The organism is Xanthomonas prunicola, assembly GCF_025266575.1.
In the GTDB taxonomy this organism is placed as follows: Bacteria; Pseudomonadota; Gammaproteobacteria; order Xanthomonadales; family Xanthomonadaceae; genus Xanthomonas; species Xanthomonas prunicola.
In genome coordinates this window covers 4,646,535-4,659,495 of sequence record NZ_CP096142.1, presented here as the reverse complement: position 1 = coordinate 4,659,495, position 12,961 = coordinate 4,646,535, and the positions used below count along the sequence as shown (strand labels likewise).

The following is a 12,961-nucleotide window of genomic DNA, read 5'->3' as shown; positions in this document are numbered from 1 at the left end:
CAACCTCTGCGCACCAAGCAATTCGACGGATCCTTGCAGCCAGGCAGCAGACAGACCTCACTGGTGCAGACATCAAACAGATGGCCGCGCAACGGGTACAACCGATCGACAACGGCCGTCGTCCACTCCGAACGTCTTAGCTCAACACATCCAACAAGCGACCCAACATCTCGTCGGAGCGCCGTAGCGCCGTGGCGTTGGCCTGGAAATCGTTGCGTGCCGATAGACCTTCGACCAGATCGGTGACGGGCGCAGATGGATCGGCGCTGGCATCGACCACGCTGGCCGACACGCCGCCGTTGGCCTGCGTGCTGGCCGCGACAGACTGACGTGGGCTGCCGTCCACCGGCTGGCGGGCCACATTGCTGGCTGCCACCTGCTGACGTAAGGCCGCGACCTGCATTCCGGAACTGGCGATGCTGCTGATGCTCATGGTGGCTCCGGTGTGGCGGTGAGTGGATGTGAACAAGGCTCAAGCCATTGCAGATAACAGGCGGAAGTCGGCAACACGATCAGCAAGGCTCAGTAAGTCTCTACCCGCACCCGCAGCACCACAGGCACGTTACCGTCCGCATCCACACGCCCGAAGTTGAGCCCGTAGTCGGTCTGATCGCCGTTGAGCTGCCTTTCTACCTGCCAGCGCCCATCGACATACCGCCCCTGCTCCACCCGCAACAGTTGTCCATGACGGGTATCGGCCGCGTCGCGGAAAAATTCAATGCGTGCAGCCATACCGGTCACCAGAAACTCCTCCGGCCCCAGTTGGGCCACCAGCAGCCGGCCTGCGTGGTCGTCGTTGCCCGGCAGGATCGCCGGCGCGTCGCCCCACATCGGCGCGCCGAACGACACCTTGGCCTGCCAATCGCCAAAGCGCAGGATGCGCTGTGGCATGCCGGGCTGCTCGGCAATGCCCTGCAAGCGGCCATCGAAGGCGGCCTGCGCCAACACGCGCTGCAGCGGCGCCAACAGCTTGAAATTGGCCGCATGCGCAGCGACGGCGGCACGATTGGCCTCGCTGTCCTGGTTGCCGTCCACGCCGAACACCGAAAACCCGACACCGCCCTGCCCCAGTACATGGAACAGATACGGCGCGGTGGCCGCTTCGAAGCCGGTTTCCGACACCCAGGCAGGGTTGTCGGGGCGCGCGTATTGGCCGATGACCTTGGTGTATTCGGTGTAATCGTTGGTGTAGATGTCGGTGCCGATGAAATCGATTGACGGCGTGGCCGCGCGCCACAACGCGAAGATGTTCACCGTCGCACCGCCTGACGGATAGTCTAGCCCCGGGTAACGCTTGCCCTTGTAGCGCAGCCAGGTGTTGACGTAGAGCGGCAGCGGATAGGCGCGCTTGCCGGCGGCGGCCACTTGTTCGATATACGCCGCCGTTGCGTACGCATTGAAGGCTTCGGCCGCGTCGCTGCCAAACACTTGCTGCCAGCTCCCCTGCGGTTTGCCGAGCACGCGTGCGATTTCGACAGGCACCGGTTGCGCGAACGCCGCCTCACCGGCCGGGCCGTGATCGCGCACAGTACCGATCGCACCGGGCTCGTTTTCCACCTGCACCAGAATCACGGTATGGCGGTCGCCATCCACCTTGCGCAGGTGCTGCATCAATGCAGTGAAGGCGCGCGCATCGGCCTGCATGTTGGCGGCCACATGCGGCGACAACACATCCACCGGCTCACCGTTGGCGTCGCGCATGCGCGGGTACGTGGCCTCGTCGCGCTTGATCCATTCCGGCACGTAATGCATCTGGCCGTTCTTCCAGCTGCCGAACCACAGCAAGGCCACCCGCAGGCCGCGCTTGCGGGCGCCGGCAATCAGCGCGTCTACATTGGTGGTGTCGAAGCGACCCTGCACCGGTTCGAACTGCTCCCAATACACCGGTGCTTCCACCGTATTGGCATGCAGCGCCACCACATCGTCCAGCGCGTGCGGCAACACCGCCGGCCACGCGCTGGAGTTGTGCAGCTGCGCAGCCAGGATCGTATATGGCGCACCGTCGACGAACAGCGCATGGCGACCGTCTTTGGTGACCAAGCGCGGCAGTTCCTCTGCCGTGGCGAGCAGCGGCATGCTGACCGCAAGCAACGCCAGCGACCATAGCAGACCAGCACCCCGGTTGCGCCGCGATGCCCTGAATCGAAGAGAAAAACGCATCATTGCGCCTCCGATGGCAGCCAATTCCAGTGCGGCGTGGGTTCGTTGCGCAGATGGCGCACGAAGAAGTCGTACTGGCGGCGTTGCACGTAATCGATCGGGCCACTGGAGCGGCCTACCGAATGCTCGCCACCCGGCACGTTGAGCAGATCGAACTCTTTGCCGGCCTTGATCAAGGCATCGACGACTTGTGCGGTGGACGCTGGGTCCACATTGCTGTCCTGCTCGCCGACGATCATTAGCAGATCGCCCTGCAGCTTGCTCGCATTGACCACACCGGACGCGTCCGCATAGCTCGCATCCACCGGCCAGCCCATCCACTGCTCGTTCCAGCTGATCTTGTCCATGCGGTTGTCGTAGCAGCCAGCGAAGGCCACGCCCACCTTGTAAAACTCTGGGTGACGTTCGAGTGCCCCAAGCGTGCTCTGACCGCCCGCCGACGCGCCGTAGATGCCGACGCGACTGATGTCATAGGACGGATCTTTGGCCGCCAGTGCACGATGCCAGGCGATGCGATCGTCAAAACCGGAATCGCCAAGATTCTTCCACGCCACATCGTGAAACGCCTTGGAGCGATTGGCGGTGCCCATGCCGTCGATCATCACCACGATGAAGCCCAGATCGGCCTGCGCCTGCATGCCGATCTGCTTGTCGCCGCCGGAGTGATAACCGAACGGCCAGAACGTCTTGGGCACGAAGGAATCATGCGGCCCGGCGTAAATGTTTTCGATCACCGGGTAGCGTTTGCGCGGGTCGTAATCACGCGGTCGCACCACCATGCCCCAGATGTCGGTGGTGCCGTCGCGCCCCTTGGCCACGAAGGTCTCCGGCGCGCGCCAGCCGGCGGCCTGCAGCTTGTCGATAGTGCCGCGCTCCACGGTGTGCAGCAGTTGTCCATCGATGGCGTGCAGCTCCATCACCGGCGGCAGGTCCGGACGCGAGTAAACGTCGACGTAATGCAGGCCGTCGTCGGCAATCGCGACATCGTGGTCGGCATCGGTATGGGTCAGGCGAGTCAACCGGTGGCCGTCAAAATCCACGCTGTAGAGCTGTCGGTCGTACGGGTCCTTGCCCGCCTCCATGCCGCTGGCAGTGAACCAGATGCGGCGCTGCGTATCGTCCACGCGCAGCACATCGCGCACCACCCACGGCCCGCGGGTGAGCTGGCGCTTCACCTTGCCGCTGCGCCCATCGAACAGATACAGGTGCCGCCAGCCGTCACGTTCGGAAATCCACAGCACCTGATCGCCGCGCCCCTCGACATCGTGGCGAAAGCTGCGGTCGGCATACACGAAGGTGCGTGCGTCTTCGCCGACTGCCACGTGCGCGCGCGCAGTGCGGACATCCACTGCGATCACGCGCATGCGTTGAAAGCCGCGTTGCACGTACTCGAACGCCACAGTGCGGCCATCGCTGCGCCATTGCAGCGGCGATAGCGAATACGGGTTGGCGAACAACGCCGTGTCCACATCGCGCCGTGTGCCGTCCAGCGCGAACAGCACCGGCCGCTCTACATCCACCGCATCGCCCGGCTTGGGATAGAGCTGGGTGTGCACGACCGGCTGCCCGCCACCGGCAGGCGCGGCCTCCACCCGAGTGACACGGCGGGCCAGTCCGGGACGCACGCGGTATACCGCCAGCTGCTGCGAATCCGGCGACCAGGCAACACTCTCCAGGTCGAAGTAATCATCTGCACGGCCGTCGCTACTGAGCCGGGTCACCCGACCATCGGCGACACGACGCAGCATCAGGTTCCAGCCATCGGCTAGCACCTCCCAGGTGGCATCTGGCGAACGACGCGGCGTGGTGTCCGCCGGCACTCGCGGGTCCCGCACCACCCCGAAACCGCGTGGACGTGCTTGTGACTGCGGCCGTGCATCGGGCGCGCAGTGATAGGTGATCAACGTGCAGCGCCAAGTCGCGTCTTCGAGTGCGAAGACAATCGCGCCATCGCTGCGCTCGCCCTCTTTCGAGAACGAAAACTGCTCGAACGGCAGACGCAGCGGCGCATAGGCGTTTCCGGTTGCCGCACGCAAGCCCTGGGCCACGCGCGCCTGATCGAACGCCGGCTGCTTCTGTCGCGTGGTCACATCGACGCTGACGAATGCGAAGCCGCCCGGCACCGTCTTGCGGTAGTAGAACCTGCCGTCGTCCTGCCACTGCGCCGGCCAGGCGACGTTCTCGGTTAGCGTGATCCACTGCTCGCGTAGACCCAGCGAGCGTTGATAGTCGGCAACGCTGGGCGCAGCCTGCACCGCACCCGACACCACCATCACGCACGCGGCCAACACACGCCACCCACACACACCAACTGCGCTGCGGCGCGCATCATTCACCATCGTCCTCCTCCAACGCCAGCTCATCACTACGCAAACCGCTGCGCGCGCCCCAGTGATAGATGAAGAACGCAATCACTGCCACGCTCAGCGTATCGAACGGATGCCCGATCCAGCCGTGTCCACCGAACGTGCCGGCCCACGACACCAGCATCACCAGCACGAAGAACACGATCAGCCACAACGATGCACGCACTTGCCGCAACAAGCGCGTGCGCCCCTCGCGCGAGGGCGAGCGATACAGTATGTACAGTGCGAACGCGAGCACCTGCAAGCCAAGCAGCCACGACAAGGTCGGCCAGGTGGACCAGTACACAATCAGCGCCGCCACCATAAATGACAGCGGCCCCAACACCCTCAAGCCACGCACGAAAAATGGGCGTGGCAAGTCCGGCGCACTACGGCGCAAGGCTGCCACCGTGACCGGCGCCACGGCATAGCTCAACACCAAGGCCGCCGACACCACGCCGATCAACGTTTCCCACGAGGGAAACGGCAGCGTCCAGAAAATCGACAAGCCCAGGCTCAACCACAATGCCGGACGCGGGATGCCCGACACCGGATCCACCCGCGTCAGCACCGGCAAGAACCCGCCGCTGCGCGCCCAGCCGTACACCACGCGCGGCGTGGCATTCATGTAGATGTTGCCGGTACCGCTGGGCGACACCATCGCATCGCAGATCACCAGGGCCGCCAGCCACGCCATGCCCAACGCCAATGCGATGTCGTGGTACGGCAGCGAGAAGGCCTTGTCGATGCCCACCCAGCCTTGTGCGAGCTGCGCGGCCGGAATGCTGCCCAGAAACGCCAGCTGCAGCAGCACGTAAATCACCGTGGACAGCGCCACGGACAGGATCAGCGCGATCGGAATATTGCGCTGTGGATCGCGTACTTCGCTGGCCACCGACACGATCGGGGTCAGTCCCAGATAGGCGAAGATGATGCCGCCGGCCGAGATCGCCGCTTCCACGCCTGCCATGCCCGAGGGTGCGAACCCATGCACGCTCAGATTGCCTGCATTGAACTGCTTCATCAGCAGCACGATCACCAGAACCGGCACCAGAAACTTGAAAATGCTGACGATGTTGTTCGCCAGGGCAAACGTCTTGACGCTGAAATAGTTGAGCAGAAAAAACAGCACCAGCAATGCCAACTGCGCCAGCCATCCCCAGATGCTGGGGTGCGTACTATCTGGTTGACTCAGCCATGGCAACCACGCTGCTGCGTATTGCCGCGCGGCTTCCACTTCGATCGCAATCAAACTGGAAAACGCGATCAGCGTGATGAAGCCGGTCAGCGACCCGAGCAAGGCGCCATGCGAATACTCCGGGTAGCGCACCACCCCGCCCGCCCGCGGCAACGCCGCGCCGAGCTCGCAATACACCAGCCCGAGCAGCAGCACCGCGATGCCCCCCAAAATCCACGACACGATGCCGGCCGGTCCTGCGATCGAGGACACGTGGCTGGCCGAAAACAACCACCCGGAGCCGAAGATCGAACCCAGCCCGATAAAGGTCAGGTCGGTCAGGCTAAGCCGCTTGTGGAACTTGCCTTGCGTGGTCGCAGCGTGTGTGGTCATCCGTCGCCCCGAAGTGTAGAAAGCGCAGTTACTGCAGTAACGCGATGCCGTGCGCGCACGCGTCAGTCGCTGGAAGCCGCTTTCGCCTCTACCGATGTATCTGCAGCATCGTCCTTTGGATACGGCGACACGCCACCATCGGCGATGAAGCGGTCGATACGTGCTTCCAGCACCGGCAACGGCACCGAACCGGTCTGCAGCACCGCATCGTGGAAGTTGCGCAGGTCGAACTTCTCCCCGAGTGCAGCTTCTGCCTTGTGGCGGAGCTCAAGCATCTTCAACTCGCCCAGGTAATACGACAGCGCCTGCCCCGGCCAGGCGATATAGCGGTCCACTTCGGTGGTCACTTCGTGCTCGCTCAAGGCAGTGTTGTCGCGCAGGTAGGCCTGCGCCTGCTCGCGCGTCCACCCCTTGTGGTGGATGCCGGTGTCGATCACCAGGCGGCAGGCGCGCCACATCTGGTAGGTCAGAAAACCGAAGCGGTCATAGGGCGTGTCGTACATGCCCATTTCCTGGCCCAGATACTCCGAATACAGCGCCCACCCCTCGCCGTAGGCAGAGATGAAGGCGTAACGACGGAACTCCGGCAAGCCCTGCGCCTCTGCCGCCAGCGGCATCTGCAGTGCGTGGCCCGGCGAGGACTCATGCAAGGTCAGCGCGGTCAGGTTGTACAGCGGCCGCGACGGCAGGTTGTAGGTGTTGACCAAATAGATGCCCGGCCCGCCGCGGCCACCGGTGTAGAACGGCGCCAACTCCGGCGGCACCGGTTCGATCGCAAACCGCCGGCGCGGCAGCCGGCCGATGTAATCGCCCACCTTGGCGTCCACGCGCTTGGCGATCCAAGCCGCCTGCTTGAGCAACTCTTCCGGGGTCTTGGCGTAGAACTGCGGGTCGGTACGCAGGAAATGCAGGAATGCCGGAAACACCGCCTGCCCGGCCGGCGGCTTGAAGCCACTGGCAGCGATGGTCTGGTCCATCTGCGCGCGCAGCTTGGCCACTTCCTGCAAGCCGATCTGATGAATCTGATCGGGGCTTAAATCCAGCGTGGTGAACTCGCGGATCTGCGCACGGTAGTACGCCTGCCCGTCCGGCAGGGCTTCGCCGGCGAGCGTGGTGCGTGCGCGTGGCTGATACTCATTGCGGATGAAGTCCAGCAACGTGGCGTACGCCGGCACCACCTGCGTATCGATGGCCTGGACCGCTTGCTGGCGCAGTTGCGCCTGCACATCGGCAGGCAGCGTCGCCGGCATTTTCTTGAAAGGCGCGTAGAACGGATTGGCCGCGCCCTTGGCCTGCGCCACCTCGGCGATGGATTGGTCGCGCCCGGTCATCGTGACCCGAGGCTGGCTGAAACCGCGCGCCAACCCAGCGCGCATATTGTCGGTGTGCTCGGCGAAATAGCGTGGGATGTCGGCCAGCATCTTCAGATAATGCTGGTAATCCTCGCGCGTGCGCAGCTTGGCTTCAGCGCTGAACCCCAGATCGCTCCAGAACGCCGAGTCGCTGTTGAACGGCATTTCCCAGGCGCGAAAATGCTGCTGGTCCAGCAGTACCTGCAACTGTTGTCGGTACACCTGGTAACTCACCTGATCTTCGGCCGACAACTGCGCCTGCGGGATGGCATCGAGTTCCTTCAACGCGTGTTGCCAATACGCCGTGCGCAGGTTCTGCGTGGCGACATCGACCTTGGGCAGATGATCGGATTGCTGCTCCTGCGTGACCTGGTTGTCCTCATCCACCGCGCCGGACGCCTGGGCCTGCCGCCAGCGCCATTCGCGCGTGTACAAGGCCTTGAAGCGTGCCGCTGCGGTGTCCTGCGTCGCCGCACCAGCAGCGTCGGCTGCCTGTGCAGGCAGGGCAAGGCCGCTCAGGCTGGCTGCAAGCAAGAAACTCAATGCGCTCACACGTAACGCGCTGCTGGTACTCATTGCTGTGCCTCCGGTGCCGTCTTGGCCTGTGTAATCCACTGCCGCACGCGTTGCTGCAGCATCGCCAGCGGCATCGCGCCACCACCCAACACCGCGTCGTGGAAGGCGCGCACATCGAAGCGCTCGCCGAGTTCTTTTTCCGCTTCCGCGCGCAGCGCCAGGATCTGCAGCTGGCCGAGCTTGTAGCCCAGCGCCTGGCCGGGCCATACGATGTAGCGATCGGTTTCGGAGTGGATGCTGGGCTCGTCGTCGGACGGATGCGCGTGGAAGAAATCCACCATTTGCTGGCGGTTCCAGTGCTTGTAGTGCACACCGGTATCGAGCACCAACCGGTTTGCGCGCAGTAACTCGCCGGACAGACGCCCGTAATCGTTGTACGGGTCCTTGAAGAAACCGATCTCTTTGCCGAGGCGCTCGGCATACAGCGCCCAGCCTTCGATGTAAGCGTTGTAGCCGGCCTGCTGGCGGAACGGCGGCAACGGCAGCGTCTGCGCGAGCGAGATCTGCAGGTGATGGCCCGGCACGCCTTCGTGATAGGCGGTGGTTTCGATATTGATCAGCGTGCGGCTGGCGAAGTCGCTGGTGTTGACCTTCACGATCGCCGGTTTGGTGCCTTCCGGATTGCTCTGCCAATATTCGGCGCCAGGCGCAGTGCGCCGGAACGCCGGCATCGCCTGCACTTCCAGCGGCGTCTTGGGCAGATGGCCGAACAACTTGGGTAACTCCGGCTCCATCGCCGCGATGTACTGGCGGTACTGCTGCAAAATCTGCTCGCCCGAAGTGGCGAAGTGGCGCTTGTCGGTCTCCACTGACTTGCGGAAGCTCGCCAGATCGACAAAGCCCTGCGCCTTTGCAATCACCGTCATCTCGCCTTCGATGCGCGCGACCTCTTTCAAACCGATCTGGTGGATTTCTTCCGGCGCCATGTCGGTGGTGGTCTGGGTATGGATGGCGTAGCGATAACGACGCTCGCCATCGGGTAGCGACCACACGCCTTCCTGCGCGCGCCCTTGCGTGGCGTATTCGTCGCGCACGAACGCCGCCAGCTTGCCGTACGCCGGACGCACCCGCTGGTCGATCGCTGCAAGCAGTTGTTTGCGCAACGCGTCGCGTTGATCAGCCGGTACCGCAGCGTCGAGCTTTTTCAACGGCGAGGCGAACGGGCTCTGCTCCCCGGTCAGCGCGGCAATCTTGTCGATCTGCTCGGGCAGGCGCTCTAATAGATATCGCGGCTGGGTGAGGCCATCCTTTGCCCCCTGGCGCGACACCGCAATGACCTGATCGATCACCGTCGGGAAGGTCTGCAGGCGCTTGATGTAATCCTGATAGTCCTTGGCATTTTCAAACGGGAATGCATCGCCATACCCTGCCAGCGCTAGCTGTATGCCGCCAATTGGTTCCAGCGGCATCGCATAGGTCTTCAGATCGATGCCTTCCAGCTTGTCGCGCAACTGACCCAGCATCATCTGCAGGCTGAGCTGGCGTTGCGCGTCCAGCGTCTTGGCATCCACTGCTTCGAACTGCTTGAGCAGCTCGGCTGTTGCGGTGCGATCTGCCTGCACGGCCTGCAGCGAGTAATCGCTCCAGCGGTCGTTGTAGCGCTTGTCGCCGATGATGCTGGCGAACTCCGGGTTGTGCTGCAGTTGGTACTGCCACTGCTTGTCCAGCAACGCATCGAAGGCCTTGGCAGCCTGCTCGCTGGTGGAGGCGGAGGCAGGTGTGGCGGCCTGCCCCGCTGCGGGCGGCACCGGCTTGCAGGCGGTGAACAACGCGGCTGCAAGCAGACCGATGGCGACAGGACGCAGGTGCTTCATGCATTCACTCCAAAGAAACGGTGCGCTGGAAGCGCTCGATGCAAGGACGGCCGTAGGAGCGTGCCTGCGCGCGCGTGGTGTCATCGATAGAACCCACCGCGTGCAAGCACGCTCCTACAACATCACGCCTCCGCGCAGGCTCACGCAAACGGTTGATCGATCGCCACCGACGGCGGTGTGAACCACTGCGCGCCACCGTCGGTCACGTAAAAATGGTCTTCCAGGCGCACGCCGAACTGCTCCGGCACCACGATCATCGGCTCGTTGCTGGCACACATGCCCGGCTGCAGCGGCAGCGCATTGCCACGTACTAGATACGGCGCCTCGTGGATCGCCAGGCCGCACCCATGGCCGGTGCGATGCGGCAGGCCGGGCAGCCGGTAGTCGGGACCGAGCCCTGCGGCTTCCAATACCGTGCGTGCAGCCTGGTCCACCGCCTCGCACGCCACGCCGGGGCGAATTGCCGCAAATGCCGCCGCCTGCGCGGCCTGTTCCAGGTCCCAGATGCGCCGCTGCGCATCGTCGGGGGCGCCATAGATCCAGGTGCGGGTGATGTCGGAGTGGTAGCCCTGCACGGTGCAGCCGGTATCGATCAGCACCAGCTCGCCTTCGCGCAGGTGCTGCACACCGGGAATGCCGTGCGGAAACGCGGTGGCATGGCCGTACTGCACGATGCAGAAGGTCGACCCGTTGTCGGCACCCAGCGCGCGATGCGCCTCATCGATGAAGCGCACCAGTTGATCGGTGCCGATGCCCTCGTGCGCGATGCCGGCGGCCAGCCGCTGCACCAGCAAGGTCATGTCGCAGGCCTGCTGCATCAAGGCCAGCTCGGCCGGCGACTTGCACATGCGGCAGCCGTCGATGATGGAGCCGGCATCGCGAATTGCCTTGCCCAGGTGCGCACGCAGGCCGGTGTGCACGGCGAATGCAATGCCCGGGTCCAGCGCCAAGGCATGCGCATGGCGCTCGTCCATAGCCTGCACCACCAGCGCATACGGGTCGTCGTGTTCTTCCCACAGGCATTTGGCCACTGGGATCTTCAGCACCGCATCCAGCGAGCCTTCTTCGAACGCGGGGCAGATCAACACCGGGTCGCCGTCCAGCATCAGCAGCAACGCCACCAGCCGTTCGCTCGCCCCCCACGGCACGCCGGTGAAGTAGCGCAGCGAGGTGCCGGCGCCGATCAATAGGGCATCCACGCCATGCGTACGCATCAAGCGACGTGCGCGCTCGATGCGGCGCTCGTATTCGTCCGCAGCGATCGGCGCGGCGCGTCGTGACCACGGCGCGAGCTGCGCGCGCGCCTGCTCCAGCGACAGCCCGCCGATCTGGCTGTTCATGCGCCCGCTCCAAGATCGGCGGTGCTCCATTGCCCATCAACCAGACGCTGCACACCGCCCGGATTGCGCTGGCGTAATTCGGCAGGCAACAGCGCATCGGGCACCGCGTCGTAACTGTGCAAGGCGGCAAAACGGCGGATGGCACCGGGCATGCCCACGGCGGTGAACCCCGGATGCCCAGTGCTCGGGAACGGACCGCCGTGGTTCTGCGCGGCGCTCACTGCCACGCCAGTTGGCATCTTGCTATTGATCAACCGCCCTACCCGCGCGCGCAGCACCGGGGCGATGGCCTGCCATGCCGCATCGTCGCTACCGTCGGCGGCGCGGTACAGGGTACCGGTAAGGTTGCCTTCGAAAGCGGCAGCCACCTCTGCCATTTGCGCCACATCGGCTGCGCGCACCAGCAGGCTCACCGGGCCGAAGGCTTCGGCCTGCAGCGCGTGCGGGTTGGCGATGAAGGCCTGCGCATCCACGCTCAACAAGGTTGGTGCATAGCGGTAGCCATCCTCGCCGGTGTGACCGCCGGCCAGCATGCTGGCACCGGCAGCACGCAGGTCCGCCACTCCGCGTTGCACACCGTGTACGCCAGACGCGGAGAACAGCACCATTGGCATGGCGGCTTCGAACTGTGCCTTGGTGGCTGCCACGAATGCATCGCCAGTCGCACCGTGCGGCACTACCACCACGCCTGGATTGGTACAGAACTGGCCGCTACCCAGCGTGCAGGATGCGAAGAATTCCTGTGCGAGCGCGTCGCCGCGTTCGGCCAGCGCACCAGGCAACAGGAACACCGGGTTGACGCTGGACAGCTCGGCATAAAACGGTACGCCCGCGGCATCTGCGGCTGCCTTCAGCGCCAGCCCACCGGCACGGCTGCCGGTAAAGCCAATCGCGCCGAGTCGTGCATCGCCAGCCAGTCGCACTCCGATCGTATTGTCGAAGTGGTACAGCAACTGCACGGCTGCCGCAGGAAGACCGGCCGCGACCAGCGCCCGATGCGCGAGCTGCGCCATGCGCTGGCTGGTGGCCGGATGCAGCGGATGTGCCTTGGCGATGACCGGGTTGCGTGCCGCAATGGCCGAGGCGAAATCGCTGCCGGCAATCGCATTGAACGCGAACGGAAAATTGTTTGGCCCGAACACCAGCACCGGCTTGCCCAACGGTGCCAGGTGCGAGCGCAAATCTGCCGCGCTGTCGATGATGGGCTGGGTCCAGCTGTAGCTGCGCACCGCCTGGGCAGCCTGACGCAATTGTCCGCTGGTGCGCGGCAGTTCGTTGCCGCGCAAGCGTGTGGGCGCCGGCAACGCCGTCTCGGCATGCGCCAGTGCAACCAGCGTGTCGGCATCGGCATCCAACGCGTCGGCGTAACCCGCCAGAAAGGCAGCGATGCGCTCGACCGGCGCGGCCGCGAGTTCCGCTGCCACTGCCTGCGCCGCAACGACTGCCGCTTCCACATCGTCCGCACCACTGATGGGAAAATGCGGCCCGATCGGTTCGCCGGTGGCCGGGTTTGCCGCGCGGAAGCTGCCGGTGGCGGCACAGCTGGGTTGCCATTGGCCACCTAGCAGGATCTGCGCTGTGGTCGCGGGACTGGAATGGTTCGTGTCGTTCATTGCGGCACCTTCGGTGACAGGAATGCAGGGCCTGCGTACTGTGCGCCAGCGGCCGACCAAAAAGGTGAGGAGGATGCAGCACGCGAGTCCACATCCGCAGCGGCCGACGCATCGCACCACGCGCAGGTCCGGCGCGTGGTGCGAATTCGCGCAACCCACACCCTGCGCTCATCCGCAGGCACAGCGTGCGA

The 12,961-nt window shown here is 64.5% G+C and carries 8 protein-coding genes; all 8 read right to left on the bottom strand.

What is annotated here, in order from left to right; genetic code table 11:
• Positions 1 to 136: 136 nt before the first annotated feature.
• A complete protein-coding gene (locus M0D43_RS19940) occupies positions 137 to 433 on the bottom strand; it encodes a flagellar basal body rod protein FlgC (protein WP_252162726.1) in 297 nt (98 codons plus the stop codon).
• 89 nt (positions 434 to 522) lie between these two features.
• Positions 523 to 2,163: a DUF5597 domain-containing protein gene (locus tag M0D43_RS19935; RefSeq protein ID WP_425510613.1), complete on the bottom strand. Its 1,641-nt coding sequence runs from the start codon at positions 2,161 to 2,163 to the stop codon at positions 523 to 525.
• Positions 2,160 to 4,499 (bottom strand): S9 family peptidase, encoded by a 2,340-nt coding sequence (locus tag M0D43_RS19930; RefSeq protein WP_252162724.1) that lies wholly within the window; start codon positions 4,497 to 4,499, stop codon positions 2,160 to 2,162. The genes M0D43_RS19935 and M0D43_RS19930 overlap by 4 nt, the downstream gene beginning before the upstream one ends.
• Entirely contained in the window at positions 4,489 to 6,075 is a 1,587-nt protein-coding gene (locus M0D43_RS19925; RefSeq protein WP_252162723.1) for an APC family permease, read from the bottom strand. Before M0D43_RS19925 ends, M0D43_RS19930 begins: the two co-directional genes overlap by 11 nt.
• A 62-nt stretch (positions 6,076 to 6,137) precedes the next feature.
• Positions 6,138 to 8,003 carry a DUF885 domain-containing protein gene (locus tag M0D43_RS19920; protein WP_252162722.1) on the bottom strand — a complete coding sequence of 622 codons (1,866 nt, stop codon included), beginning with the start codon at positions 8,001 to 8,003 and terminating at the stop codon, positions 6,138 to 6,140.
• Entirely contained in the window at positions 8,000 to 9,817 is a 1,818-nt protein-coding gene (locus tag M0D43_RS19915; protein WP_252162721.1) for a DUF885 domain-containing protein, read from the bottom strand. Before M0D43_RS19915 ends, M0D43_RS19920 begins: the two co-directional genes overlap by 4 nt.
• Before the next feature lie 140 nt (positions 9,818 to 9,957).
• Positions 9,958 to 11,157 carry a M24 family metallopeptidase gene (locus tag M0D43_RS19910; RefSeq protein WP_260807514.1) on the bottom strand — a complete coding sequence of 400 codons (1,200 nt, stop codon included), beginning with the start codon at positions 11,155 to 11,157 and terminating at the stop codon, positions 9,958 to 9,960.
• Complete coding sequence (locus tag M0D43_RS19905) at positions 11,154 to 12,770, bottom strand: aldehyde dehydrogenase family protein (RefSeq protein WP_252162720.1); 1,617 nt, start codon at positions 12,768 to 12,770, stop codon at positions 11,154 to 11,156. The genes M0D43_RS19910 and M0D43_RS19905 overlap by 4 nt, the downstream gene beginning before the upstream one ends.
• Positions 12,771 to 12,961: the final 191 nt, after the last annotated feature.

Excerpts from the sequence above, each read along its gene's own strand:
- M0D43_RS19935 (WP_425510613.1), bottom strand. The coding sequence starts at position 2,163 with ATGATGCGTTTTTCTCTTCGATTCAGGGCATCGCGGCGCAACCGGGGT.
- M0D43_RS19940 (WP_252162726.1), bottom strand. The coding sequence starts at position 433 with ATGAGCATCAGCAGCATCGCCAGTTCCGGAATGCAGGTCGCGGCCTTA.
- M0D43_RS19905 (WP_252162720.1), bottom strand. The coding sequence starts at position 12,770 with ATGAACGACACGAACCATTCCAGTCCCGCGACCACAGCGCAGATCCTG.
- M0D43_RS19910 (WP_260807514.1), bottom strand. The coding sequence starts at position 11,157 with ATGAACAGCCAGATCGGCGGGCTGTCGCTGGAGCAGGCGCGCGCGCAG.
- M0D43_RS19930 (WP_252162724.1), bottom strand. The coding sequence starts at position 4,499 with ATGGTGAATGATGCGCGCCGCAGCGCAGTTGGTGTGTGTGGGTGGCGT.
- M0D43_RS19920 (WP_252162722.1), bottom strand. The coding sequence starts at position 8,003 with ATGAGTACCAGCAGCGCGTTACGTGTGAGCGCATTGAGTTTCTTGCTT.
- M0D43_RS19925 (WP_252162723.1), bottom strand. The coding sequence starts at position 6,075 with ATGACCACACACGCTGCGACCACGCAAGGCAAGTTCCACAAGCGGCTT.
- M0D43_RS19915 (WP_252162721.1), bottom strand. The coding sequence starts at position 9,817 with ATGAAGCACCTGCGTCCTGTCGCCATCGGTCTGCTTGCAGCCGCGTTG.